This is a genomic window from Microcoleus sp. MON1_C1, from assembly GCF_036701945.1.
In the GTDB taxonomy this organism is placed as follows: domain Bacteria; phylum Cyanobacteriota; class Cyanobacteriia; order Cyanobacteriales; family Microcoleaceae; genus Microcoleus.
In genome coordinates this window covers 1-25,761 of sequence record NZ_JAUBRO010000067.1, presented here as the reverse complement: position 1 = coordinate 25,761, position 25,761 = coordinate 1, and the positions used below count along the sequence as shown (strand labels likewise).

At 42.6% G+C, this 25,761-nt stretch carries 18 protein-coding genes and 1 pseudogene; 1 reads left to right on the top strand and 18 read right to left on the bottom strand.

Features of this window, described 5'->3' with window-relative positions; genetic code table 11:
• Nucleotides 1–193 precede the first annotated feature (193 nt).
• Both QUA62_RS26100 and QUA62_RS26095 read right to left on the bottom strand, forming a co-directional pair.
• Nucleotides 194–1,336 (bottom strand): glycosyltransferase, encoded by a 1,143-nt coding sequence (locus QUA62_RS26100; RefSeq protein WP_333407674.1) that lies wholly within the window; start codon nt 1,334–1,336, stop codon nt 194–196.
• A gap of 27 nt (nt 1,337–1,363) precedes the next feature.
• Complete coding sequence (locus QUA62_RS26095; protein ID WP_333407672.1) at nt 1,364–2,542, bottom strand: glycosyltransferase family 4 protein; 1,179 nt, start codon at nt 2,540–2,542, stop codon at nt 1,364–1,366.
• A 78-nt stretch (nt 2,543–2,620) separates the two neighbouring features.
• Here QUA62_RS26095 and QUA62_RS26090 point away from each other — a divergent pair, with 78 nt between their 5' ends.
• Complete coding sequence (locus tag QUA62_RS26090) at nt 2,621–4,855, top strand: hypothetical protein (RefSeq protein ID WP_333407670.1); 2,235 nt, start codon at nt 2,621–2,623, stop codon at nt 4,853–4,855.
• 176 nt (nt 4,856–5,031) lie between these two features.
• Here the strand turns inward: QUA62_RS26090 and QUA62_RS26085 are convergent, their stop codons facing one another.
• The 16 genes and pseudogenes from QUA62_RS26085 to QUA62_RS26010 all read right to left on the bottom strand — a co-directional run.
• The gene (locus QUA62_RS26085; RefSeq protein ID WP_333407668.1) at nt 5,032–6,222 is read right to left on the bottom strand and encodes a glycosyltransferase family 4 protein; all 1,191 of its coding nucleotides are present in this window, start codon (nt 6,220–6,222) and stop codon (nt 5,032–5,034) included.
• Between the two features lie 102 nt (nt 6,223–6,324).
• A complete protein-coding gene (locus QUA62_RS26080) occupies nt 6,325–7,737 on the bottom strand; it encodes an O-antigen ligase domain-containing protein (RefSeq protein ID WP_333407666.1) in 1,413 nt (470 codons plus the stop codon).
• 129 nt (nt 7,738–7,866) lie between these two features.
• Nucleotides 7,867–8,796, bottom strand: coding sequence for a glycosyltransferase (locus QUA62_RS26075; RefSeq protein ID WP_333407664.1), 930 nt, complete (start codon nt 8,794–8,796; stop codon nt 7,867–7,869).
• Nucleotides 8,790–9,917: a glycosyltransferase family 4 protein gene (locus QUA62_RS26070; RefSeq protein WP_333407662.1), complete on the bottom strand. Its 1,128-nt coding sequence runs from the start codon at nt 9,915–9,917 to the stop codon at nt 8,790–8,792. Before QUA62_RS26070 ends, QUA62_RS26075 begins: the two co-directional genes overlap by 7 nt.
• Entirely contained in the window at nt 9,914–11,059 is a 1,146-nt protein-coding gene (locus QUA62_RS26065; RefSeq protein WP_333407661.1) for a glycosyltransferase family 4 protein, read from the bottom strand. Before QUA62_RS26065 ends, QUA62_RS26070 begins: the two co-directional genes overlap by 4 nt.
• A gap of 42 nt (nt 11,060–11,101) precedes the next feature.
• Nucleotides 11,102–12,112, bottom strand: a complete 1,011-nt coding sequence (locus tag QUA62_RS26060) for a glycosyltransferase family 2 protein (RefSeq protein WP_333407659.1) — start codon at nt 12,110–12,112, stop codon at nt 11,102–11,104.
• A 127-nt stretch (nt 12,113–12,239) separates the two neighbouring features.
• Nucleotides 12,240–12,950: an IS1 family transposase gene (locus QUA62_RS26055; protein ID WP_333407657.1), complete on the bottom strand. Its 711-nt coding sequence runs from the start codon at nt 12,948–12,950 to the stop codon at nt 12,240–12,242.
• 62 nt (nt 12,951–13,012) lie between these two features.
• Nucleotides 13,013–14,848, bottom strand: a complete 1,836-nt coding sequence (gene hepA / locus QUA62_RS26050; RefSeq protein WP_333407655.1) for a heterocyst formation ABC transporter subunit HepA — start codon at nt 14,846–14,848, stop codon at nt 13,013–13,015.
• A 369-nt stretch (nt 14,849–15,217) separates the two neighbouring features.
• Complete coding sequence (locus QUA62_RS26045) at nt 15,218–16,465, bottom strand: glycosyltransferase (protein WP_333407653.1); 1,248 nt, start codon at nt 16,463–16,465, stop codon at nt 15,218–15,220.
• 62 nt (nt 16,466–16,527) lie between these two features.
• Entirely contained in the window at nt 16,528–17,454 is a 927-nt protein-coding gene (locus tag QUA62_RS26040) for an NAD-dependent epimerase/dehydratase family protein (protein WP_333407651.1), read from the bottom strand.
• Between the two features lie 87 nt (nt 17,455–17,541).
• The gene (hepC, locus tag QUA62_RS26035; protein WP_333407650.1) at nt 17,542–18,234 is read right to left on the bottom strand and encodes a heterocyst development glycosyltransferase HepC; all 693 of its coding nucleotides are present in this window, start codon (nt 18,232–18,234) and stop codon (nt 17,542–17,544) included.
• Nucleotides 18,235–18,800: 566 nt separating this feature from the next.
• Nucleotides 18,801–21,032 carry a polysaccharide biosynthesis tyrosine autokinase gene (locus tag QUA62_RS26030; RefSeq protein ID WP_333407649.1) on the bottom strand — a complete coding sequence of 744 codons (2,232 nt, stop codon included), beginning with the start codon at nt 21,030–21,032 and terminating at the stop codon, nt 18,801–18,803.
• Nucleotides 21,033–21,071: 39 nt separating this feature from the next.
• Nucleotides 21,072–22,166 carry a glycosyltransferase gene (locus QUA62_RS26025; protein WP_333407648.1) on the bottom strand — a complete coding sequence of 365 codons (1,095 nt, stop codon included), beginning with the start codon at nt 22,164–22,166 and terminating at the stop codon, nt 21,072–21,074.
• 1,017 nt (nt 22,167–23,183) lie between these two features.
• Nucleotides 23,184–23,570, bottom strand: a complete 387-nt coding sequence (locus QUA62_RS26020) for a hypothetical protein (RefSeq protein WP_333407647.1) — start codon at nt 23,568–23,570, stop codon at nt 23,184–23,186.
• Nucleotides 23,567–24,214: an AAA family ATPase gene (locus tag QUA62_RS26015; protein WP_333407646.1), complete on the bottom strand. Its 648-nt coding sequence runs from the start codon at nt 24,212–24,214 to the stop codon at nt 23,567–23,569. The genes QUA62_RS26020 and QUA62_RS26015 overlap by 4 nt, the downstream gene beginning before the upstream one ends.
• 536 nt (nt 24,215–24,750) lie before the next feature.
• Nucleotides 24,751–25,761: pseudogene (locus QUA62_RS26010) on the bottom strand (tyrosine-type recombinase/integrase); the annotation flags it as partial.

Below are 25,761 nucleotides of genomic sequence, written 5' to 3'. Positions count from 1 at the left end.
TAAATATAATCTTTTCAATTTTCCTAACTTGAAAAGATTTGATGCCTTTTCACAATTCATATAGGATTGCTATAGATTTTAACTATTTTTTCACGAAACTAGCTCGAATAAGGTTTCATTTTTTTCGCTTATGTACTAAATACAGTGTATTATATATACATGGAATCTGCTGTATCTAATATATTGTTACAAGTTAGGTAAAAGTTTGAACGAGTAAATGCGCTATTTGCCGATCGATGTTGGTCTGGTGAAAACGCCGACTAGCTATCTCGTATGCAGATTTGGCGATCGCGATCGTAGACTCAGGTTGGTTATGACAGGTATTAATAACTTCTGCGAGTTGGTGTGGCTTGCCGGGAGGAACCAAAAAGCCATTGATCCCAGGCTCTATTAATTCAATAGCACCTCCAGATTGAGCAGCAACTATAGGTCTACCACACAGCATCGCCTCGACAATAACTCTGCCAAAAGGTTCGGGTGCGGTTGAGGTATGTGCAACTAAATCACAAATTGCCATCAACTGCGGAATATCTGAACGAAATCCTAAAAACTTAACTCGATCTTCAAGTCCTAATTCTGCCACTTGTTTATGTAATTGCTGGACATAATCCTGCTCGCCAAAGAGCGCATCACCCACTAAAATAGCTGTTACCTCTTTGGGACAGTAGGTAAGTGCTTCAATTAAAATATGTTGACCTTTCCAAGGTGACAATCGACTGAAATGACCTACTATAAATTGCCCATCAAGTTCTAGTTGTGTCTTGAGTTGGCTAATTTTAGAGCGATCGCTCTGATAGACTTCAGGCTCAAAGCCATTGTAGACGACATCGATTATGTCCGAGCGTCCTCCTGCTTCTAAGAAAGCAGCCTGACTTGCTTTGGAGTTAGCAATAACCAATGATGCAAAGCGATTAGCCAAAGTTACAGCTACTTTTAAGTTAGTGGGGCTGAAATGATCTGTAGATAAAATGTCATGCAAATGATAGACTAGAGGGCGACGACTTAAAAAGCTAGCTAATGCACCAACAACTAGAGCTTTTTGCGTGTTGGCGTAGATCAAATCGTATTGACGAGCTTTTTGAACAACTTTAGCAATCAAAGGCAGTAGCGCGGTAACACTATTTAAACTCTGTATCAAGCTGCTTTCTTTACGAACTTTTATCGCGGTTTTCGCTAACACTTCAACGGGAATTTGCTGTTGTTCTAGTAATTGCCTAAAAGAACCATCTACAAATAAGCCAACTAGACAGCTATCTCTATAGGGTTTGGCAATATCTATTAGGCAAAGTTCGGCACCACCAGGCTTTCCGCTCTGGTCTAAAAATAGTATTTTCATGTTGTTTATTGAAAATAAATTGCGTAATCATTGATTCTTTTGCGACTGAATTAACAGCACTTTTCTAACTTTTTGCGCAATGTTCTGCCAATCAAAATTCTTAGCAGCGTATTCCTGACACGCTTCTCTAGAAGGCATCGGTAGTTTTCCAAGTAACAGTTGTTCTAATCGCTCAGCAATCGCTGTTGCTTCTATAGACGTAGTAATCAAATTTGGTGAAAACGGCTCTAAAATTTCTGGCATTCCACCCACTGGAGTACATAGCGCTGGAGTGCCACAGGCGAGGGATTCTAGCACGGATAATCCAAACCCTTCTAAAGATTGGCTCGGCATCACACTTAGGTCGGCGGCTTGGTAAGCTATAGGCAGTTGGTCATCTGGCAAAAAGCCGAGAAATTTAACATTGTCATTGAGTCTTAAATCTGTTGCTTGCTGCTCAAGAACCGCTTGTAGTGGCCCTTTTCCTGCGATCGCCAACCAGATATCAGGAATTTGAGGTTTAATGATCGCGATCGCCATCAACAGCTTATCGAGTCCAACTCGATGCACTAAGCGACGCGCTGTAAATAGAATCGGGCGATTTTGGGGCCAGTGCATCTGCGATCTGGCGACCGGGCGCGATCGATTAAGTTGAAATCGCGAAAGATCGACACCGCCGGGAATTACGTGAATTTTGTTCCAAGGAACTTGATACTCTTGATGTAAAATATCACCAAATGCTTTGCTCAGGACAATAAAATGATCGCACCGATGATAAACTCTGTCTTCGACCCAATGCTTCAAAAAAACACTCAGTTTACCAGAACCCTCTTGCTTACTTTCCAAAGCCCAAGGCCCGTGAAAGGAAAAGGTAACAGGAACCCCCCTAGGTAAAACTTGCAAAAGAGGAAAACTATATAGTGCAAAATGCAGATTAATTGCATCTGGTTTTGTGGAGTTTCGCTGCCAAAAATTGGAGCGAATCAGCCAAAGCCGTTCCCAGAGTCGATGTTCGGATCCAGCTAAATTAGTGAGTTTTACACCAGAGTTTGACTCAGTTTCTGGTAGACCAACTCCACACAATTCAACTCGATCTTGACTGGCTGCTAGCTGATGTGTCAGCTCATATACATATCGATCCAGCCCTCCCGGTGTTGTCGGAAACCATCCGATCCCGATGCAAAGAATATTTGCTGCTGTAGCAGGGTTACTTGTGTAGTTTTTCACTTGGTTGTTTGCAAATATACATTAAATTTACAATAACTGAGACATCCTGATTATAGCTGTATATTGCTCAGTGAGATTATGAAGAATCGATTTTTGTTGCTAGTAAACAAATTATGGCAAAAACAGCAGTTATTCATCCAAAAACTGAATCACTCCCTCAATAATTTTAAGCTGATCGAGAACGATCGCCAACATCGCAGGATTAGTTTCCGAACCAAGGCGATCGCAGGAGTCATAATTTTTACTGTAACTGCACTGTCTGTAACTGCACTGTCTGTAACTTCAAACCCTTTACTCAATATCTCCTACAAAACATCTTGGATCGGTAACACCTTTGGCGGTGGCAGTAAGTGGGTACAAATTCAAATCAGCGCCATGTACGTGGCAAGCGATGGCACCGTTTACACCAATAGCATCTGGGATGAAGCAGGTAGAGAGGCAGGAATTTATAAAGATGGAGATGCGATCGCCAAAGCTAGTAATCTTCATGGATCGGGAAGAACAGGAGGAGAAGCAGTCACGGCAAATAGTAAATACCTTTATATCGCCATGACACAGGGGACACTAGACTGGACAGTTCCTCAAGATTATCCCCCCTCTCAAACAGACTGGTATTGTGTGAGACGCTACAACTTATCGGGAGAGCCTGCTCCCTTTGCAGGTGGGCGTGGTTATGATAAAAGTATGTTAATTGTTAGCACCTCCGGTCAAGTAACGGGATTAGCTAGCACCAGTAGCGAGCTTTATGTTAGCGATCGCAGCACCAACCGCATCCGCGTCTATGATAGCGAAACCTTGGCAGAGTTACGGAGTTGGTCAAGCGATCGCCCCAAACAAATAGCTGTAGATACTCAAAGTAACCTATGGATTCTGCAAGCAAAAGACGCTAGTAATCCTTCCAAGATTCTGCACTATTCCAAGACAGGAACCTTATTATCCCAGAAAATTACCGATGTTATAGACCCTACAGCCCTAGCCATTGACAATCAAGGTAGGCTATTAGTTGCAGAAAATGGCCCTCGTCAACAAGTGCTGATTTACGATATCTCAGGAACCCCTAAATTAATTGGGACTTTTGGCCCTCAAGGCGGCATTTATTCTGGAACTCGCGGAGAAGTTGGAGAACTTAAACTCAACGGTTTAACAGGAGTGGGTACGGATAAAGCCGGGAATATCTACGTTAGCAATGATGGTTTTGGCGGTTCAGGAAGTGATTTGAGAAAGTTTTCGCCTAGTGGAAAAATGCAGTGGCAATTATTGGGTTTACAATTCGTGGATAATGCCGATGCCGATCCGGGCACAGACGGAGTGGACGTGTTCACCAAACACGAACATTTCGTCATGGACTATAGCAAAGAAAATGGTCAGGAATGGACCTATAAAGCATATACTCTCGATAAGTTTTGCTACCCAGACGATCCGCGACTGCACAACCAAACCCATTCGGCGGCATCAGTTTTTGTCCGTAGAATAGACGGAAAACGTTTCTTATATCTTACCGGGATGTTTGCCCACCAGATGAGCGTCTACCGCTTTGATGGAGAAATTGCCGTTCCCAGCGCCATTTTTGCTAGGAATCATTCTATTTGGCCAACCAATCAACCAGCGACGGGAAGCTGGTTATGGCATGACAAAAACGGAGATGGCTTAATTCAAAGCAATGAATATGAAAGTTCAGGTGCAGAAGATGATTCGATCTGGGGTTGGGAAGTTGATAGCAAGGGCGATGTATGGCAAGCTAGTGAATCTGGCTACATCAAACACTATGGCTATCTGGGATTGGATGCTTATGGCAGTCCGAGTTACAATGCTGCCTCTTCGGAAAAAATACCGATGCCAGCACCTTTTAACAAGCTCTTAAGAATTAAATATTATCCCGATACAGATGTAATGTATCTCGGAGGCTATACAGTCGATCGCCCTCATACAGGTGAGGAATGGGGAATAGTCGGCACAGAGATTGTGCGCTACGACAACTGGACAAAGAATAAAACACTGCGCTGGCGCATAACTCTTCCCTACGATCCAAAAGCCAACCCCATGCTAATTATTAAGGCAATGGATGTGGCAGGCGATCGAGTATTTGCCGTTGATTCTAGAAAGGCTGAAGTATATGTGTACGATACCGAGAAAGGAGATTTTGTAACACAGTTAACCCCCGGTACAGAGGTGGCCGGTGAGACTGGCTGGGTAGATATCCCCTACGCACTGCGTGCTTATCGGAGACCAAATGGTGAGTATCTGGTATTTGTAGAGGAAGATGCGAAAGCTAAGGTGATTGTGTATCGGCTTGGAGAAAAGCGTGAAGGTTAGGCTCAGTAAATTACCGAGTCATATCAAATCCGGTGACAGAGAAATTAATATTACCCACAGCCAGGACACTGCACGTGCCGTTTCCCTACAATTAATCAGGCGAGAGTTACATCTTTAGCGAAGGCGATTGATTATTTTGGGGTAGGGAAACGGCATTGCCGTTTCCGACCTTGGCTTTATTTTGTTTCGATACCAGAGCACTCGCAATACAATTCCACTGTCTTCTTAACCATTAATTCCTGATCGAATACTGAGGAAGCATACTCCGCACATTGTTGACCCATCTGCAAGCGAAAGTCCTTATTCACAAGCTTTTGGATCGCCTTTGATAAAGCCTCTGCATCATCCAAGGGAACGATATAACCTGTTTTTCCTTCCTCAATCTGATCCCGAACTCCTCCTCCTTCTGTGCGGATGGTAACTGTTCCACAGCACATCGCTTCCGCCACTACCAGAGGACAGCCTTCTGAGCGACTCGGTAGAGCAAGAATGTCCGAGGTCCAATACACTTCTCGCAGCTCATCCACATACCCCAAAAAAATAAAGCAACGCGAATCTTCATCACTAGCAAAGGCATATTCTTTAATCTCCTTCTCCTGATGACCCGAACCCACGCATAAACACTTCAAAGACATTTCAGGAACAGCATTTCTCGCTTGCCTAACGGCGTCGATAAAAATATCATGGCCCTTATTCCAATTGAGCCTTCCTACAAGAGAACATACCAGGTCTTTTTCCTCAAATCCAAATTTTTCCCGTACCCTTTGTCGCTCTTCTGGACTGGGAGGACGAAAATATTTCGTATCGATGCCAGCAAAAATCTTGCGAACCTTGTTTTTTGGAAAGCCCAAATCTTTCAGCAAAAATCTTTCAATATCGGAAGAGTATGCAATAAAGGCTTTTGGGGCAAACAGCTTCAAAAATATCAGGTATTTTGCTATTTGCGATCGCAAGGCGGCATCCTTCAGTAGGGTTGGATCGTCACCGTGTACCGATGGATGAAAGGTAGCAACACAGTCTACGCCAGTAATGATTTTGAGGATGCGGGCAAGAAGCAACATTGCGTATCCATGTACGTGAAATAGGCAAATATCGTATTTTTTTACTAGCTCCTCGATCCGCGTAATATTACCCAAACTGGGAAGAAGAGGTTTCAAATCCTCCAAGATCGCCCAGTCTTCTGATAAGTCTTTGAGTGCTTCAAAACGGCGTACAGAGCCTGCATCATAATTCACAGTTCCCGTAATCAGGACGACCTTCCACCCAACCGCTTTCAAACCACGAATAAGACTCTCACAATGGGAGGCAACCCCGTCATTACAATCGACACGCTTTAAGATAAATCCTACTGTTTTTTGTTTTTCCATTTTCTGTTGTTTCTCTCACAAACTGTTACCATTGACACAGATTTTTTTGACTAGCAACTGAGGCTGTTGGCACAAGTGTTACAAACACTATTCAAAAATTTATTATAAACTTGATTTGAACCCGATGATTCGTTGATGCTGGTAGTGCTTATTAGCTGCCAGGCCTAGACCCAAAAATCCCCAGAAAACCATGCCAGAGATACCAATGATCACATTTGAACCAGCTAGCATCGGCAGGAATCCCACAACAATAGCACGAGCTGCACTGGCAAACGGATCGGACTTAGACTTAGAGGCTTGGAACAGGCTATAAAAAATTAGGAATAGCCCACCTATATAGGGAATGGCTCCCATCCAGCCCAAGGTAAGAAGTAGTTCGATAATTCCACTGTCAATCGGCTGAAGAGTTCCATTTCCCTTACCAATAACCTCACTCAGTGCAAGATTTAGTGTTCTGCCGTAGAGGTCGGCTCTGTCCTTTGCACTCTGATCGTCCTTAACGTTAGTCAAACTTGTTACACGAGACTGAATGACTTGGGAAAACGACTCGACTGTAGATAATGGTACCATACATAGGACGATCATCAGAATAAAAGCAATTAAACGAATCTGTAAAGCTCCTTTTAGAGAACTGATAAGGGTAATTAAGGCTATTATCAAGCCTCCCCAAACTGTGCGTACCGATGTTAGCAGGACAGACAAAATGCCAACTGCTAAACCAGGAATACGCAAATTGCCTTGACCAATAAATAGCAAGATATTCCCCGCTAGCATTACTATTCCAAACTGTAAGGGCGCATTCATGGTACTCCACACTCGAAGTCCAAGGGGTTCTGGTTTTCCCATGCTGGTATATAGTTTGGTCTGTATAAGCCAGAAACGATCCCACTCAGGTGCAACTAAGTATTGATAGACGCCATAAGATGCTGTCACTAACACACCCCACAGAAAAGTGCGCTGAATGTTTTCGCGATAGCTGGGATAATCTCGCCAGTTCACAAATAAGTGGAAACCAAACAAAATGGGGCTAACCCAAGTCATAAGAGAGATGATCGCCGGAACAGGTAAGCCATTAATCATACCAACCAGAAAACCATAGAACACACCCGCAGCAGATAGGATAAAAGGTAAGCCACCTTGTTCATGTGCTTTGGGAAGGTTGCGGTAGAAAGTTACAATGGTGATCGTTGCCACCAGTAGAGGGGCTAACAACATGGGACTGGGATCGGTAAAACCGCTTTGAAAATCCGACACACGGCGGACAAAAGGTGTGAGGAAAAACACCCACCAAGTGAAACCTACATAGAGGATGGGATACCGCAAATATAGGAACAAGCCGACGCCAAAAGAACCCGCCGGAAAGATGATGTTTAGAACTTTGCCAAGACCTGCTGCAAGGCATAGGGCAGTAATGAGTAATAGCCCGAGGATTGCCATCCAAGCTGCCTGCGGTTGTAGTGTCAGAGAGAAGCCCTGTTTGCGAGAGTTATTCGGAATTCTCTGTATTTGACTCATTACTAACTACTATTGAGGTTGGGGGAATTTTTAACTAGGTATTAAGTTTTAAGTCTTAGCTTTTAGGAATCTTTAACTAGGTTTTAGGTTTGAATAATTTTATTCCCTAGCACCTAACACCTTATATCTTTATTTGAACTGTTGCCATGTCTCCCAAGCCTGCCAACGTCCACGTAGAGATGCAACCAATTTCTGTCCTGCTAAGGTTCCTTCTTTAGGTAGGAATCGTAACCATTGCAAAAAACCTGGGGAATCTCGCGTTCCCACGAATGTTGCCCAGATAACAAATGCAGTACGTCGAGTCGATGGTAAGTTTTCTAACAAAACTAAAGTTTCATTGTGTACGGCATTGAGCAAAGCAATGTCATTGAATCTATTGCGTTGATCCTCGTCAAAACGTGGTGCTGGATAGTGATTGACTGCCACTTTTGGATCGTAGATCAGCTTCCAACCGGCCCGTTTTAAGGCTAGACTAAATGCTAGTTCAAAGTGTACCTGGGCTCCTGTACCTCGCATCCGGGGATCGAAGTGCATTTGGCCGATCGCACTCCGCCGAAAACTCATGTTTACACCCTTAAGCACATCTACCTCACGGGCTTCTCCAACCCCTAAGTGATGTTCGCCGATGACTCTTCCAAACCACTGCACCTGTCCCACTACCAGGCGTTCTCCCTCTTCTAACTGGGTGCCGTGATACACCCAATCCCGCCCCCCTACACCACCGATATTGCTATCTGACAGAAACTGAGCCTCCATGAGTGCCAGCCAATCGGTATGAGGTGCTGCATCATCATCGGTAAAGGCGATGATATCCCCAGAAGCGGCATCCATCCCTACATTCATAGCCGCTACCACACCAGATACGCTGACTGTGGCAGTTCGCAGTGGTAAGAATTCTGGGTTAAATGTTTGGACAAATGTCCAAGTCTCAGTATCTGTATCCCGAACTACTACTAAGACTTCATCGGCAGGACGTTTTTGCTTTTTGAGTGCGTCTAAGCAGCGTGCTAAGTCTTTGGGGCGACAATAACTGGAAATGACAACTGAGATAGTCAGCACGGCTGGAGTTCCTCAAATAAATTCACATAATTACTTGCCATATTAGCCCAACTATGGTGTTGCGCTATAGTTCTGGCTACTTGACCCATTTGCTGTCTTTGTTGCCGATCGCATTTAACTAATTGATTCAACGCTTCAGCTAAAGCCTGTGCATCGTCTGAGTCTGGCAAAACGAAGCCACAGTCTGGTGTCACCAACTCCGCTGCGCCCGTCGTAGCAGCCGTAATCACGGGTATTCCTGTCGCCATCGCTTCCAGTACCACTAAACCAAAAGGCTCATAACGGGACGGAAAAACTAAAAAATCTGCTGCTTTCATTAAGTCGGGGACATCTTGCCGGAATCCCAGAAAATGTACCCGATTTTCTAAGTTTAGCGATCGTGCTAACTCAGGATAAGGACTGCCTGCGGTTCCACCCACAACTGCCAGGTGCAATTCGGGAACTTGCATTAAGGAATGGAGAACTGTATCCAAATTTTTCCGAGGTGTACGGATATCCCCAGCAAATAGCGCCAGCGGCACTTCCTCCGGTAAGCCCCATTTTTGCGGATCGACAATACCTGGAGCAAACTCTTGTAAATCAATGCCATTTAAGATCACTCGAATGCGCTCTCGTGGGACACCGATCACGATTAATTCTTGGGCGACTTTCTCAGAAACGGCTACTACGACTTTCGCGCGATCGAAGGCTTTTTTCTCCCAATCAGCATTTAAGGCAGTGTAAAACCGCTGATAAGTGCCACGCAAGCTCAGATTTTGTGTTGAGAGATTGAAGGGCGAGCGTAACCAGGAACTATGGACAAAATGCACTGCATTCACATCTCCCCTAGCTGAAGTAATTGCACCATTCAGTTTGATTATGTCAAATTCTTCTTGGTGCTTATTTAACCACCAAGCACTTTGAGTGGAGAAAGCTATTTCGCGGACAAGTTGCAATGGATATTTTTTAACTGGAATAGAAATCCAATCGACTTGATTGTGCTGTTGCAGTGCAAAATCTACGCTACTTGCTAACAAAGTAACATGATGACCGCGCCGAATTGCTTCCCAGGCAACTTCATAGTTGACCCGACCTTGACCATCACCGATCGCTACTTTATGGGTAACAATACAAAGCTTCATTTAGTACCTCTTTTATGAGACAAAGCTGCTTGGTACAAAGTCAGATTATCACGGGCAATCCCCTGCCAACTATACTTTTGTGCTGTAGCATAAGCATTACGGCGCAATTTTTCCAGGTAGGGGCGGTCTGTAATTAAGCGCTCCAAAGCTTGCTCGATCGCGAGAGTGTCACGGGGGGGAACTAAAAGGCCATTATCTTCATCACGCACGACTTCCATCGGCCCTGGGGTAGTGGTAGTTACAGGGGCTAAACCGCAAGCTATAGCATCCATAAGGGCGACGCTAAACCCTTCCGAGAGGGTGGGAAAAAGCTTGATATGATGTCCGCGCAAGAGTTCGGGCAGAGTTTCATGTTGATAGCGTGGCACAACTCGGATGCGATCGTGTACAGATGGCTCGAAATCTGTATAAACCTGAGCTTCTGGACAGCCCGTCCCCATAAAACTCACTTCTACTTGAGGATAGCGGGCAAGAATTTTATTTAATGCTGGAACACCATAATGAATCCCTTTACGAGGGATATAAGTTGCCACCAAGGCGATGCGAATAACTGAATCTTCTGCTTCTGGGGTTGGCTCAAAATCGAGATTGAGAAAAGACTCTGGGATTCCATTAACGAAAACACGAGTCCGCCCAGGATCAACCCCTAATTTTTCAACAGCATACTCTAAATCACGGTGATTGCTGAATAAGCTCAAATCTGCATCCCGCAGAGAATTGGCGACCTCCCAGAGTCGGAAACCTCCATGATAAAGCGGATATTTCCAACTTAAGTTTAAGTTACCAAGGCGGGCTTCTTCTAAGTTTTCCAGGTGCATAATATGCTCAAGACCGTGGCTGCGTGTCACTAACGCCGGACTGTTAGAAGGACGGCGCAGTTTTGCCCACATCCAGGCATCGCCAGTTGAGGCATCTACAACATCAACTGCTGGTTTTTGGGAGAGTGGCAATATGTGGCTAGCCAGAAATTCAGGAAACATCATCGACTCTACCATTTGCGGCAATTTGTGTGGCAGGTTATCAAAAGAGTAATACTCTACTTCGTGACCCAGCTTTTGATATTCCTGCCCTAGTTTCCACGTTATGCCAGGAGCGCCGGAATTGTGGTCTAGATCGTGATGAATCGTGAGTAATATTTTCATAAACTTAATTAATACGAGATTATTTAAAAGCAATATAGCAGCTTAACCCCAAAGTTTTGTATCTCCTTTGCTCAACTTTCTTGTCTCCATATAAACATCTGTCAAACTCCTAGTTATTGATCTGATGCTTCTCGGGGGCGCTTTGATTTCAAAATCCGGGATATTACTCATTTCTAGGGATTTAGCATATAGCCTACAAGCCTCCCAATCAAATTCCCAAATATCATCCATCCAAAAGCGACGCAATCCATATTCTTCAAAATACTTAAGAACTTCAAAGTCTTGCCAAGAATACCTTTGCTCAATAATCGTGTGCATATCAATGCCAATCTCTTCCCAAGCTGCAAACCATTCAGAAGGAGAAAGTGAAGCTTGCAATTGATACTGCCTGAACATCCTGTTTAAATCATATTTTCGTCGTCTAGTAAGTAGAAATCCTGTAGATAAAACATTTTCTATAACACTATACATACGGTATTTAGCCGCCTGCGCTCCTGGACGAACCGATGCATAATGAAGTATTTTTACATCGTTAATATACAACCTGGGAGCATAATCAGGCATGGGAATTCTGATACTGTGGATTTTTTTAGGATGGTGTTCAGCCCCATCATCAACATAACCAAGAGGCCAAGGAGTCTCATACCTTATACATTTATTAGGCACTAAGTATAAGTCTGGCTTTTCAAACAATAATACTGTTCCTGGTTTTGCTTTCAGCATTGATTGCCAACCCAAGGTCTTGGTAGCAGATGCAGCTAGCATTTCATCAGTATCAAGAGCCAAGAGTATTTTAGGCTCTGGCACTAAGTCTCTAGCTGTCTGAATTAATAATATTTGTCGGCTTGCTTCGTCATATTGAGTAGATTTATTCTCAATAAGTACCACTTTTGGATACTTTTTACAGATCGCTAGGCTCTCATCATTAGAGTTCTGATTGGCAATAATAATGCGATCGGCAAACTGACTTGTCACAGCAAGGAAGCGATCTATAATCCAATCCTCATTTTTTAGAGGCGTAATTACAACGATTTTGGGAGTTTGATTTGTCATTGGATTCTCCATTAGAAGACTTGCGTGAATTAAAAACGATGGATACATAACATAATTTAGAATGCTTTACATCACTTGACCTGCTTCATTTTGCGGTAGTCCTGCATAGTTAGTATAATTAATGGTTTTAAGTGATAGATAAACTGGCGTTATACTCATGAATAACATACCAAATAGCTCCCATATAAGTGGAGAGTTTTTTAGAGAAGGAAAGAGTTTTTCTCCCCAATCGAAATATTTTTTTTCTCAGGGTATTATTAAATCTTTCTATATAGTTTGTCTGACCAGTATCCTTTCCTACAGCTCTGTGTTTTTTTTTAGGAAAAACTATTCCGTAAGCACTCCAAAAGTCTGTATAACTGACAGCACATTGACGATAAACTGTCGGTAGAGAATCCCACAATCCCCTCGCGCCAGCTTCATCTCTTTTACCAAGATATACTCCTCCAATCTCTTTAGTCAACACATCAATTGCTAACCAAATCCACTGCCTGTTACTCTTGTCTCCTACAAATGACCACATTTCATCACATTGAATAGTTAGGTTTCCCTTTTTTTTTGACTTCACTTCCACTTTTCTCTTGACGGCTCTTAACTTTTTATTAACATAGTATTGTAGCCACCTTGGGAAAACTCCGGTAGCCCTAACAATTGCAGCCAGAAATATTTTTTCTAATAAAAGTCTATCTATTAACTCTTTTGTGTCTTCCGAAATCGGCTGATGTCTGGGAGCTATCACAAATTGTCTGGTACAATCTCGACATTTAAAACTTTGTTTGCCCGTGTGAGTGTGACCATTTTTTACAATATATTGAGAGTCGCACCTGGGGCATTTCATAAGCTAAAAGTTAAGGCAGATTAAGTAAGTAAATTATAACAGGTTTTCCTGACTATGCAGGACTACGCATTTTGCATCTGGTGATATTTCCAAAGGTTGCCTCCTTTCTCTAGCAATTCCTGATAATTTCCCTGCTCCACGATGCGCCCCTGTTCAAGTACCACCACTTTATCAGCTTTGGCAATTGTAGATAAGCGATGGGCGATCGCAATTACAGTACGACCTACAGAAAGCTTTTCTATAGACTCCTGAATCAATCGCTCTGATACAGAGTCTAAGGCACTGGTTGCTTCATCTAATATTAAAATTTTTGGATTGCGTAACAAAGCACGAGCGATCGCAATCCGTTGGCGTTGACCACCCGACAAGCGTACCCCCCGGTCTCCGAGTTGAGTCTCAAATCCTTCAGGCATATCTTGAATAAATTCTAGAGCATTGGCTTGTCGAGCTGCTTCTTGAATTTCCTGTTCTGTTGCGCCTTCTTTTCCATAAACAATATTGTTCCGAACAGAAGTATTAAAAATGAAAGTATCCTGACTTACTATAGCCAGTTGTCGTCGCAGAGAGTTGATCTCAAACTGTCGTATATCAATTCCATCAATAAGCACCTTGCCTTGTGTTGGGTCATAGAACCTAGGAATGAGGTCAGCCAAAGTTGTTTTGCCAGCACCGGAAGCCCCTACCAGCGCTGTCATTTTTCCTTGTTCAATTGATAGCGTAATGCTTTTGAGAACCAAATTATTAGTATCGTAGCCAAAATCTACCTCTACAAACTCAATTGAATGTTTTAAGCTTGCCAATTCAGCTTTACCATTTTTAAAATATGTTTTATTATCCGTTCTTAAAAGGTGTTTAATGTTCTCTGCTGAACCATGCAAACTACTAAGAACTGCCCTGGTTCCATTCACATCCTGGATGATTGGAACTAAGCGCACCAGGATAAAGAGAAACGTTAGTAATGAAGCTACTTTGAGCGGACCATTCGTTAAAATGCCAGTGAAGGCTACAAGAATCATACCGATTAAAATTGTAGTTGCTATCCCTTCCGCAAGAGGCTTTACCATTGCCCAAAGCCGGATAATTCTGACAGAGGCACCGACAAAATCTTCACTCGCTTTGTAGTAACGTTTTCGCTCAAAATCCTGAGTAGCAAATGACTGAATTGTGCGAATTCCACTAATAAATTCTATAGCTGTTGTGGTGAATTTTCCATTAGCGGTTGATATTTCAAAACTTCTTTCACGGACTTGCTTATTTAACGTGGATAAGCCTACAGCCATCAGAGTGAAGAGCATTATGGCAATGAGTGACAACTGCCACGAAATCAAAATCATCGATATCAAGTAAATGGCAATCGTTAGCCCCCTAGTGAACAAGAAAGCACTGCCATTAAAAATGTTCTTAAATTTTTCTATTTCCGATGTAATGGTATTAATCAATTCTCCTGATTTGGTGGTTGCAAAGTAACTCAAATTTACCGCCTGAAGTTGTTCAAAAATTTGTTTTCGGAGCCTATCCATCAAATTAAGTTGACAATTTTCCGTATAAATTTGCGCTAAATAGTTAAATAATGCACGTGTCCAGGTACTCAGCCATATTAAAGCTGATATTCGGTAGAACCGGCTAGTAGCAGATGTATTGACTCCCAAAACCCAAACATCAAACCAGCGGATTCCTGTCTTAATCGGTACTGCATCAGGATTCGTCAAGCTTTGTAAAAACGAAAGCAGAAACCCAATACCAACCCCTTCAAAAGTCGCTGCCAAGAATGAAAATACTAGAGCTAAGATTACAACTTTAGGAAAGTATTTGAATTCTCGCAGAAACAGGTAATTATTCTGCCAAAACTTTGTAGTTTTCATCATACCATTAACTGAAGTAGGAATTTTAAGGTGCATATTTTTATGAACGATATTAAGCAATAAGTTATAGAGCTATTTTATACCATATACTTTGGACAAATCTAGAAATAGTTATAAAAGTTCAAGACTTACGCAGGCACACTATGCAGTCCTAGACGCGCAGACACTATTTGTAGGGGTACAGTGGCAGCTTACCCCCACAAATAGTGTAAAAATTGCTCCTTTGTGTAATTCCTAACTAAATATAGCAAAACCATTTGATTTGTAAACAATGGGTTCAATCATCACAAACGTTTCAGGTCGTTCTACATTCACGACTCCAATAGACTTGCTATATAGTCCACCCAAGAATGGCGTTCGTGTTGGCTGAATCTGTAGAAAAATTTGAATAGAATCATTATAACTTCAAATTCCCAACATTGCATCGAGCTTTGAATAAATTGCTGGCATTGAGTAATGCTCCTCAAAAGTTGTTTTGACTTCCTGTGAGAGCTTTTGAGCAAATTGGAAATCTGTTAGTAAACTTAGAACATGATTGGCATATTGAACTGGATCGTCAGTAACTAAGGCGTTAATACCATCCTGTAAAAATAGAGCCGAAGCACAGGTTGGGGTAGTTACAATAGGTAATGAATAAGACATTGCTTCTATAAGTTTAACTTTAGTCCCGGCTCCAGTTAACAGAGGGGAAATTACCAATCTAGATCGCAAATGAAGTTCTGATAAATCTGGAACATACCCCAATAACTTGACATTTTGAGTGAGGTGAGAATCAACTTGAATAACCTCACAAACTTTACCTGCTACTGCTAGCTGAGTATTTGGTCTAGCTTGCAAAACACGCGGAAAAATTGAATCTAGAAAAAATTTGATTCCATCTTCATTGGGTGGATTATGATTTCCCAAAAATAATAAGTCATACTTAAATTTCCTATTTTGATATGAAACTTGCTGTGAATCATCTCTAAGACCGTCAACTGGGTGTGGAATTGATTGCAGTTTGTGGGAGGGTAAATATGGCGCAAGAACTGACAATTCATAATTAGAGTCAGAGATAATAGTATGAAATTTATTCAGTAAATTCACTTCTTTCAAAAAATTTAATTCATAATCAAATTTCAAACCTTTAAAAACAGGAAAGTCTTGTGTCATCACACGTAGCCGACAGCAAAGATCGTGAGTATCAATTATGGTATGAGTTGAAGTTGATTTTATCTCTGCTGCTAAATGAGCAAAATTCAAAGTATTGATCCATATAAAATCGTATTCATTCCTAGTAACTAAATAATTTACAAACTTAACATAGCCTGGTGGTGCATAGTAATCTGAATCAACGGGCATTTGTTGGCGTAATAATTTTTGATAGTACAAACTTTTGCTGCGAGTGTATAACAGATCATACAAATTATATTTGCCTTCATAGACGGACACATTATCTATAAAATTTAAAGCTTCTTGGGTTGATTCAGTGTCCCATCTTGGGGTAACTACCGTATCTCGAAACTGATTGGCTGCAACTGCATCTACACTAATATAATCTTTTCGATCCTTGAAATATTTCAGAATTCCTAACAGCCTGCGTTGAGTGCCATAATATAAAGGCTTAAGTGGCACTGATAGATGAAATAGTATTTTCTTTTTTGCCTGGTTCATAGAATTTAAGTCACTGATTGAGCAGCAATCTATCTATTTGATGAGAAAAAAAGCAATCTCTGTCATACACCTACTAACTCTGCAAGACACCAGTTTGCAAACGTTTTCACCCCTCGTTCCAGAGGAACAGACGTGGTGAATCCCAATGCCTTCAACTTCGAGACATCAGCCTGCCAGTTCAACGGCGTCCCAGAGGGAACTACGCTATCAAATTGAGGCGTACAATTAGACTCTAAAGTGTTTAAAACTAAGGTCGCAAGTTCCCTAACTGTGACCTCTTGCCCGCTAGCCAGGTTATAGACTTCACCTTGCATCGGTGCATCACAGGCAATGACCCTAAATGCCTTGGTAATATCTAGGGCATGAATAAAGTCACGACTTTCTTGACCTGTACCTTGTAGAATCAAAGTCTTTTGTGTAATCACTTTTTGGCAAATATCCCACAACACCTGACGGCGCAGACCGGGGCCATAAGCTGAAAAAATTCTTACACTTGCTGTTGCCAAGCCATATACCTGTGTAAATTCCCGACAGAGAAACTCGGATTGTAACTTGTGGAATCCGTAGGGCGACACGGGTGCAGGTGTTTGAGTTTCGCTGATGGGCAGGGACTCTGGGTTTCCATAAACCGCAGCACTGGAGAGGTAAATAAATCGACAATGCGGCGCATTTAATCGGAGGGAATTCAAAACTTCATAGGTGACAACGGTATTTGCATAAAAGTCAGGAGTTGGTTCCGACATTGATAAGCTTACCGCAGCTCGACCCGCACAGTGAATAAAAACATCCGGTTGGTGCTTTTGCAGAATCTCATTCAACTTTGAATCGGGCAACCGGAGTGTATAGTAAGCTGCTAGACTCGCCAACGGTGCATTCTCAGACGCAGAACTGTCTATCCCAATTACTGACCAGCCTACTTCCAAAAAATACCGTGCGACGTATCGTCCAATAAAACCCGCTACACCCGTGATCAGAATGTTACTAGCCATAGGATTGTCAGTGATCCAATTGCTTACTTAGACAAGACAATTTCAGTTTGATTGTTGCCAGTTTAATTTGGAGATAAATTTACTTACCTATTGTTGACCTTCCGATCCGAGCTGTACCGCCTCAGAGAGCGTCAAAGGACAGAATGAATCCCTCAAGCTAATCTCACCCCGTAGTACATTGAACAACTGTGGTAATTTATCAACGTTGTACTTACACATCCAACGAATTAAACGTGTAGTACGAGAATCGTCCTTAGCTACTGTCGTGGGAAACTTGAGAAGCCGGAAGAACTTGCCTCCTGTGCCAATGTACCATTGCTTAGGGAAAATCCGCTCTGGTGAATAGGGGTAGATCAATATAGCTGCCATCAGTATAATCGGACTGAACAATAAAAGCAAAAGAAAGGCAACACTTGAGTCCATCCATTGCTTGGGCTGGGGACTAAGTTGGCTTTGCTTTTGAAAGGTTTTTTGTTGAATAGTCCTCCGTAGAAACACGGGTTTATTCGCTTGCTCGCAGGCATCTGCCCAGAGTTTCAGGGTTGCCTCACCTAGGGTTGGATTGAGGCAAACCAACCGTACTGGAGATTGTTTCAAGCATTCTACTAGCTGTTGCTCAGTCTCAAACGCTGAAATATAAGGCTGTTTGGTCTGTTGTCCGAGACTGACGAATAACAGTCCCTGTCGCCACTTAAGAATGCAGTGAGGTAAGTAATTGTTTGAATGCTGTTGCTCTACAGAGGAATAGATATTTAAACTTGAGAGTGTCGAAGTGGTCATAGGTTCAGATTACCTGACGCTAATTTTACTAATTATTGTTTGTACAGTAAAATGACTTAGAATTGAAAATCTCCCTATACAATACTCCGGACAGTTTTGGGAACGATACTACAAGTTTTACAGGACAAGGATTATAAAAAAGTCGAATTAAATGCTAGTCAGGGGTGGAGCTGACATTGATTTAATTATCCACAGTGACTCAAAGTCAAGCGAGAATAAGCCATTGGGCCATATAAAAACTGGCCGGACTATTGCATATACAGATTACTTAAGTAGAATTACCCTTATTTTGTAACACATTTCACAAGCAAGTCAATACTTTGTGATTTTTTTAATCTCTAATTTGTCAGTTGACAAATTACAAAATTTATGAACCACAGGGGCTGGTATAACTGATGTTGATCGCCTGACGGGGTGACAAGCAAGTTGAGACACTTGCTAGGCAAGGTTTTGAGTTGAGCTATCTCAAGAAAAATGCTCGATCGCGATCATCACTTTATAGGGTCGGGATCGTAGAAAATGAGGAAGCATTGTCAATCAGTTTGTCAAGAAACCATAATTTTTTTTCAGGAGTGGGGTATCTTACCCTTTTTGAGACTAATACCCCCATTCGCGATCACCCCGATCGTATTTAACTTGTTCAGCATGGCTGTAGTCTCAGTCAGTGCGGTTTTTGTCACTAGGTCAATGCGTGTCACCAAAACTAGCCCCCGGCAACAGGATGCAATCAGCAAAGCATCTACCATCCCTAAAACGGGAGGTGCATTCAGCAGAACTACATCATAAGTCTGCTCAAACTCTGCCATTAATCTCTGCATTTGAGGAGAACTTAATAGATTTACTGGATCTTTGGGTATTGGCCCCGAAGTCAAAATATCAACATATAGGTCTGATGCGGGAATATGACTGCGTATAGATACTTTAGCGTTAGTTTCCAGCAAAGTTGAAAGCCCATACTCATTAGGGAGATTGAGCTGTTTATGCAGCATCGGCTGACGAAAGTCACCATCAATTAGCAGTACCCGTTGATGTAGACGCGCAGCACTAATTGCCAAACCTAATGCGATTGTTGATTTTCCCTCACCATCCAAGGCTGAAGTAATTATTAAAGGACTGAAAGTCGAACCAGAATTTTGAAGTTGAATGTTCTTATAAATTCGGTTTAAGGATTCCCAAGCAGGGGGACTATGAATTACTTCAATCGTGCAAGGCGCCATATCTTCCGGCAAGCCGAAAGGTAGCTTAATGATTGGTTCGCTTGCCCAAGCGGCGGAAGCTTGCCGCTTGCCGCCGAAGGGTAGCTTAATGATTGGTTTGTTCTTCTTGACCTGCGGTAGCTGTGGAGTTATTCCTAGTAGAGGTAGGGGAACCAGTTTTGTTAACTGATCCGAGCTATGAACAGAATCATCCAACATATCGCGAGCAAAAGCCGCAGCCACACCCAAGAACAACCCAACCACGAGACCCAGCATAATGTTCTGCCGTTTTTTGGAAATATTCTTTGTACCAGGCTGCGGTACTTCGACAACTTGCCAATCAAATCCACCTCTGGCAATTTCCAAGCTTAAGTCCTGCCGTGCTTTTTCTAACTCTTGAAATGTTTCACGCTTGAGTTGTATGTCGGTTTGTAGACGAGTATACTTAGCCAATAGATTAGGAAACTGATCGAGTTCTACACGGAGCTGCTGCTCTTTTTTTGCTAGTGCTTCGTCGCGTGCAGTTAAGCCTTTTAAGTTTGTCTGAATATCCAGAAGCTTAGTAGCAATAGTTAAATCAGTTGCACCGAGTTGCCTTTCTTTCAAAAAGCTTTCTCCCGTAGGCGGAATCTGAGCAGAAACGGATGGTGTAGCACGTTGCCCTTCTGCTTGCAAGAGACTGAGTTGCCTGTTGCGCTCCGAAAGTAGCTTTTGAATAACTGGGTTTCTATCAGTGAAGCGTATCCGTTGCTGGGCGATGGCTAAATCTGTCTTTTGGATTTCGTTAAGTAAGGCTTGATAACGAGAAGACTGACTTAGCCGTGCTGCAACGAGCGCTTCCTGCGGAGAACTAGCAAGTTGCTGCTGCAAAGACTCGTATTGAGCCTGAAGCTCCATTCTAGTCGCCTGATTTGCCCGTCGCTCCTGCTGAATGTTGTTAATTGCCTCAGTCAAAGCTTTTGCTTGTACTTCCGGCTCAATCAGGTTTTGATTTTTGCGAAACTCTTGTAAGGTCGCCTCAACTTGAGCAACGTTCTTACGAACCTTTGGTAATTGTTCATCAATGAAGGCAAGACCTTGAGTTAAACGTAGTCTCTGCTGTTCTCGGTTGTAATCCAGATAAACCCGTTGCATTACTTGTAGCACTTTCTGGGTTTGAGTGGGATTATTAGCCGTATAAGTTACTTCAAAAATCTTAGTTTCGGTTTTGGCCTTCTCATCAGCCACTTGAATGACAACTAAGGATTTTTTAATCTCCTCTACATCGATCGCTGGATACTTAGGCCGAAGCAATTTCACCGCCCTTTCAATGAGCTGGGAACCTTGCATCAGACTAAGCTGAGTAGCATTATCTATCACAACATTAGAATCAGCAAACTGATTATCTATTTTACTGTCTTTTTTGCCTTGATAATTAGACTCTACTAGGAGCTGCATTGAGCTTGTATAGGTAGGCTTTTCCTTCAACGCTTTTACAGTGGCAGCAGCCAAGACAATACACACAACACTTAGCAACCAAAAACGTCTGCGGATTAAGACTGCAAACAGTTCTCCATAGCCTGTTTCTGTTTCAGCAATTGAGTTGATATTGTTTTCAGTCACTTCTACGCCTCGATCATAAACCTCTTGAACCAAATATATTTATCGCTGATGATGGTCGCAAACTTCCTCAATCACCCCCTCTACTTTTTCAAAGAAAGCTTCTTCGGAAAAGTTATCGATTGCATGGGAGCGAATTTTTTCATAATCCCATGCAATCTTACTGGACTCAACTACTGCTGTGTGAATCGCTTCAGGTGTCTGTAGATTGAAAAAAACTCCTGTCTTACCTGGGATCTGAGTATCTAATACACCACCCTTACCATAGGCAATTACCGGCGTTCCACTAGCATTAGCTTCCACTGGAACCAAACCATAATCTTCCAAGGCTGCAACAATCACACCACGAGCTTTAGACATCAACTGACTACGTTCTGTATCGCTGACATGACCGAGAAATTTAATATTTTTTAAAGCTCTAGACTCAAGACGCTCTCGCTCAGGACCATCGCCAGTGATCAATAATGACCATCCCAGCCAATTAAATGCTTCAATAATCACATCAATGCGTTTGTAACCAAGAAGACGAGCTGAGGTTAAGTAAAAGTCTTCTTTATCTGGAGAAAAAATAAACTTTGTGATGTCAATGGGATAGTTAATCACAACTGATTGCTTTCCATAAAATTGCTGGATACGACTGGCAACTGTGCTGGAATTAGCAATGTAAAAATCTGGCTCCTGAGCAGAATTTAAATCGGCTTTCCTCATCTGCTGAAAAATCGGTTCGAGCATACCCGAAAGATTTCGATAGGTAGCATAGTCTCGCAGATAAGTTGTGGTATCCCACAAAAAACGAGTGACATTGTGACAGAAACAAATATGTATTGCTCCCGGTCTTTTTCGCACAGCTTTAGCAAAGCTGGTGGTACTGCTGATAATCAGATCGTAGTCTTTTAAATCCAAGGCTCGAAAGGCTGAAAAATAAAATGGAGCCATTAGCCTAAAATTCTTACTTGCCCCTGGAACCTTCTGAAGTACAGTTGTGCGAACTTCACGTTCGCCTAGATCAATAGTTCGTTTAGGTTCGTACAGAGACGTGAAAATATCAGCATCGGGGTAGTGTTTACACAGCAATTCAAATACACGCTCGGCCCCACCGGGTTGTGTTAAATAATCATGGACTAATGCAATTTTCATACCACTCTCTCTATTTTTTAGCATCCGACACCGAGCATGACGTTGTGCAAATATTTCTTCTTTCACCGTTCCTAGAGCGCGTCATCAATTCAACCAGATAGCGGAAGTACCAAGGTAAAGCGCACCGAGAAATTTGGTTACAGGCTAGACGAACGTATCGCAATCGCCCGATACTCCTTCAGTTGGATCATCAGTTTTCAATTCTATTGACGAGCCATATAAAAGTCCTGATCGTGAGCACGATGGTTACCTTGCTTGCGCTTAGGCGGAATTACTGGTGTCTTGCCTTGTACATGAAGCCGATTACTTACCTATCCATTTTCGATAAATTTCATTTTGCATTGACTGATAAATGTTGTTGATACATTTAATATTTTTTGAATTTTAGAACAAGGCATCCCCTCAATCCACATCATTACTGCCAAAGCTCGCTTCAGTCCTCGCTTAGTCGGGGTTGCTATCGATAAAATCACTTAACTCTTTTAAAGATTGTTGCTCACACATATTGTTTTTTTCAGTGAGATTCAGTATGCAAGTATTATACTCCACAACCATTATAAAGTATAAACTTTTGTAAATCATTTAGGATTGCTATATATCGCTGTTACTTTACACAAAATTTATAAAGACCATAGTCCGGACAGTTTTTCTATGGCTGAAGGGCTTATGCTTTAGGACTTTGAGCCACTGTGGATAATTAAATCAATGTCCTCTCCACCCCTGCCGCGGCATTTAATTCACTTTTTTATGATCCTTGCCCCGTAAAGCTTGTATTATCGTTCCAAAAACTGTCCGGAGTATTGATAGATTGAAGGCGCATCAATGCGATCGTGATCTGAATAGGGACGAGTACCCTTCCAGAGAAACTAACGTATTCTCTTCGCCCTGGTGTGTAGGGTTCCATCCATGAGGAGGCGGGCGGTTATTTTGCTAGCCACTATGTCACCAGCCCGCTACGAGATTTTGATGGTTGGAAGAAGTTCTTCTGCACCTGGATGCGGGCTAGAACGATCGTTTTTATCCCTCAACCTCCTTCAATCCATCTTCCAACAGCATCCGCACAATATCCACTTTCTTGCGCCCCGTCCGGGCTGCCAACATCGACAGTTTACGGTGCAGAGATTCGGACATATCGACAGTAAACCTGACCGTCGCTTCTTTATCGGGCGCTTGCAGTTTGCTCATCAGACTAGGCTCCTTTGATTGAATGGAAACTGGTTGTGGTGCAGATAGTTCCGGCAGCAGTGGTGTTGGGATGGGCAATACAGCTTCTGGTGTTAGCGATGCTGTGGGCTTTGCTGCTGACCATACAATTTCTGGTGTTGGGGGTGATGCAGCTTCGTTTGTACCGAAGACAAACTCTTCCATCGCGCTACCGAGTGGTTTACGTTTCTTGGCAGTCATTTCAACACTCCCATGATTTCCTTGAAAAGTCGACCGTACTCTTTACCAGAATCTTTGGCAGGCTGACCGCCCAAATCCCATACAGTCGCTGCTTGCCCCGAAGAATCAGCAATCACTTGTTTTTGGTGAACGACCGATTTAAGCACTTTGATGGTGGGCGCAAGTTTCCCCAGCAACTCCATTGCCTCGGTTTTAAGCTTTGTCCCCTTTACCGCGCGACTGAGAAACATCACCGCTTGGGGCGGGCCTTGTCTCACCGATTGCGCTTGTTTGATCAGTCTCACCACATCGGCGGCTGATTGTATATCGATACCGCTCGGTTGCACCGGCACTACAGCTAAGTCAGCTCTCATCAAGATTGCCCTAGTCGCCTCACTCAACCCGGCAGGGCCGTCCACTACGAGGTAGTCAACGGTAGCTGCTAACTCACCCAATTGCTCCAACAAATCATCGGGGCTTTGGATTACTTGGCACGGAATGGGTGAATCCATCTTGCTGCACCACTGAGAACTAGACCGCTGAGCATCGGCATCTACTATCAACACTTGCTTGCCCTGCTGCACGAGCCAATGGGCGTAATGTACGGCTGTCGTGCTTTTGGCGCATCCACCTTTCTGATTTACGAAAGCAATTATTGCTGTCATATTTAGTTACTGCATCACTTACTGCATTACTGAAATACTCAATACAGTAACTATAGCACTTGTGTTGGCATCTGCTGCTAAAACAGGGTTGCAGGACTCTCAGAGTCGAGCAACTCCTTTTGGGTAGCGCTGCTGTTAACGCACTTCTCCAACCTGACAACTTTTATTTGTTTTAAGTAATTACTGCATTCATTACTGCATTACTGAGGTACTGAAATTAAAGTCGGAGTAATGAGTGAGAAACACTTGTGGCACGAGATTGTAAGCTGGCAGAGGAGGGAAGACGAGTAAATGCAGAAGTAGCGACAATAAGGCCAGGTTATCGGGGGTAGGCGATCGCTTCCAGAACGTGCAGGAGCCAAAAAAGTCCTCAAACAAGTTCACCCTCGGGGGCCACGCGAATCACTTACATACGATTTGGAGGGATGGGAGCTATCGAGGAAATGAGGTTAAGTGCTGGGTAATGGATATGTTTCGATTCCACTTTTAAAACATCCCCTACAAAAAAGCCCCAAGCGATGCTTGGGGCTAATAGATTATTCTTCGTCGTCATCCTCATCATCATCATCAATATCAATCATCCCTTCAACCAATTTGCTTCGGTCAAAGCTCCTGAGTCCTTTTTCAACAATGCGCTGGTTAAAATCGAGAGCTGGTTGCATGATTTTAATCTTTTCGCGTAAGTCGTAGTGTTTCCTTTTAGTTTCAACGCTGTGTCCCATTGCTAAAACTGAAGCTTGTTTTTCTGCTTCTGATAGACCAATCTCTTGACTGTAGGTTTCAAACGAGTGACGCAACTTGTGGGGCGACATGGGAATTTGGGCAAATCGCCAAAAAATCTGTTTAACTTTTTTTCCAAAAGTTGATGAACTCAGAAGTTTTCCCTTTTTATCTTGGAGAAAGAGAAAATTATGTTTCTGCTCTTTAATCAAAACCTTACGCCACTTATTAATCCACATTTCAAGATAGTCATAAAATCGGGTGCCATCTGGAAAAGTGAAATTGGTTAGAGGAATGGCAAGTTCTCCGTAGGTTTTCATGGTTTTGTAGTCTTCAGGCCAGAGATAATACTGAGCCTGATTAGGGTTTTTCATCTTTTCTACTGAGACAAACAACCCATCTTGAAATCCGCCCTTGACCAAACTTTTACCGATTTCTGCCTCATAATATTCCTTAGGTCGTCGCGGAGGACAGGAAACCATCAGAGCCACAATAATAAATCTCTGAAAAGACCTCGCAATCCCTGTATCCATCCGGGGAACCTTGTCGATTTTAGGTCGTCCACCCCTGTAACGGTTACTTCGTTGATAACATTTCACCTCAAGAGTTGCTTCAAAGCGAGCTTTTTCTAAAACCTCTATAATTTGAGGATAAGGGACAACAAGAGAGAGCTTTTTACTTGTTGTTTTAGCTTGTTTTCGATCCTCTCTATCATGAACTCGACGACGAGCTTTGAGAATATTAATTAACGGAATTTTATCAAAAGTATCTCGACTCTTCAAATCCTCTGAGCTGACCTGACGATAATAAGTGAATTTGGCAAGGTT